This is a genomic window from Intrasporangium chromatireducens Q5-1 (assembly GCF_000576575.1).
Taxonomy (GTDB): Bacteria; Actinomycetota; Actinomycetes; order Actinomycetales; family Dermatophilaceae; genus Intrasporangium_A; species Intrasporangium_A chromatireducens.
The window spans coordinates 1-1800 of sequence record NZ_AWQS01000436.1 but is presented as its reverse complement, the minus strand read 5'-3'; the positions used below and the strand labels follow the sequence as shown (position 1 = coordinate 1800).

At 72.9% G+C, this 1800-nt stretch carries 2 protein-coding genes; both read right to left on the bottom strand.

Features of this window, described 5'->3' with window-relative positions; translation table 11 throughout:
- Positions 1-6 precede the first annotated feature (6 nt).
- Positions 7-1230, bottom strand: coding sequence for a thiolase family protein (locus N864_RS21995; RefSeq protein ID WP_034722554.1), 1224 nt, complete (start codon positions 1228-1230; stop codon positions 7-9).
- Positions 1227-1655 carry a 4-carboxymuconolactone decarboxylase gene (pcaC, locus tag N864_RS21990; protein ID WP_034722552.1) on the bottom strand — a complete coding sequence of 143 codons (429 nt, stop codon included), beginning with the start codon at positions 1653-1655 and terminating at the stop codon, positions 1227-1229. Before pcaC ends, N864_RS21995 begins: the two co-directional genes overlap by 4 nt.
- Positions 1656-1800: the final 145 nt, after the last annotated feature.

Below are 1800 nucleotides of genomic sequence, written 5' to 3'. Positions count from 1 at the left end.
CGTTCCTCACGCCTTGGCTTCCGAGACGTTCTCGAGCACGACGGCCAGGCCCTGCCCGACCCCGATGCAGATGGCCGCGACGCCCCAGCGCTTGCCGCTGCGCTGCAGGCTCCGGGCCAGGGTGCCGAGGATGCGGCCGCCGGAGGCACCGAGCGGGTGCCCGATGGCGATGGCGCCGCCGTGCGGGTTGACGATCTCCGGGTCGATGCCCCACGCGTCCACGCAGGCGAGTGACTGGGCGGCGAAGGCCTCGTTGAGCTCGACCTCCTCGACGTCGTCCCAGCTGATCCCGGCCCGGGCCAGTGCCCGGTTCGCCGCCTCGACGGGCGCGTAGCCGAAGAACTGCGGCTCGACGGCGTTGGCGCCGCGGCCCGCGATCCGCGCGATGGGAGCCAGCCCGATCCGGTCGGCGGCCGCCGCGCTGCCGAGCAGCACGGCCGAGGCCCCGTCGTTGAGCGGCGAGGCGTTGCCCGCGGTGACGGTGCCGTTCTCCTTGCGGAACGAGGTCCTCAGGCCGGCCAGGCGCTCGACACTGGTGTCCGGTCGGATGGACTCGTCGCGGGCCAGGTCGACGCCGGGCACCGCCACGGTGAGGTCGTCGTAGAAGCCGGAGCCCCAGGCCTCGTCGGCGAGCCGGTGCGAGCGCTCCGCGAAGGCGTCCTGGCGCTCCCGGCTGATGTCGTACTTCTCGCGCAGCTGCTCGGTCGCCTCACCGAGGGACACCGTCCACTCCGCCGGCATGTTGGGGTTGACGAGGCGCCAGCCGAGGGTGGTCGAGGCGAGGCTGAGATTGCCTGCGGGGTAGGGCTTCTCGGTCTTCGGCAGCACCCAGGGTGCGCGGCTCATCGACTCGACCCCACCGACGAGGACGATGTCGGCGTCGCCGACCTCGATCTCCCGGGAGGCGAACATGGCGGCGTCGAGGCTGGACCCGCACAGCCGGTTGACCGTCGTGGCGGGGATGCTCGTCGGCAGCCCGGCGAGAAGCGCGGCCATCCGCCCGACGTTGCGGTTGTCCTCGCCGGCCTGGTTCGCGTCGCCGAAGACGACCTCGTCGATCCGGGTCGCGTCGGAGCGCAGGCCGGGGGCCCGCGCGACGATCGCCTCGACCACGACAGCGGCGAGGTCGTCGGGGCGCACCCCGGCGAGGGCACCGGCGAACCGGCCGAACGGCGTGCGGACCGCGTCGTAGACGAAGGACGGGGCGAGCGATGAGGTGGGCGCAGTCATGACCGGTCTCCTTCTTCCTGCTCGAATCGGGCGATCTGCTCCTGGGCGATCGCGAAGGCGTGGTTGGCGCTCGGGACGCCGAGGTAGATGGCCGACTGGAGGATGACCTCCTGGATCTCCGCGACGGTCAGGCCGTTGCGGCGTGCTGCCCGCACGTGCATGGCGAACTCGTCCCAGTGCCCGTTCGCGATGAGCGCGGTCATCGTGATGGCGCTGCGCATGGTCCGGTCGAGGCCGGGGCGGGTCCAGATCTCGCCCCAGGCGTAGCGGGTGATGAGGTCCTGGAAGTCGGACGTGAAGTCGCTCTTGCGGGCCTCGGCAGCGTCGACGTGGGCGTCGGAGAGGACGGCCCGGCGCACCGCCATGCCGTCGGCATGGGCCTGCTCCGCGGTGCGGTCCCCGCGGGTGGACTCAGGCCGTGGCATGCGAGACCTCGATGCGGAAGAAGTCGGCCAGGATCGCCGCGACGGCGGCCGGCTGCTCGGCCGGTGCGAGGTGGGCGGCCTCGTCGACGACGACGGCTCGCCCGCCCGTCCCGCCGGCGATCTCGTCGGCGGACGCGGCGGGGGT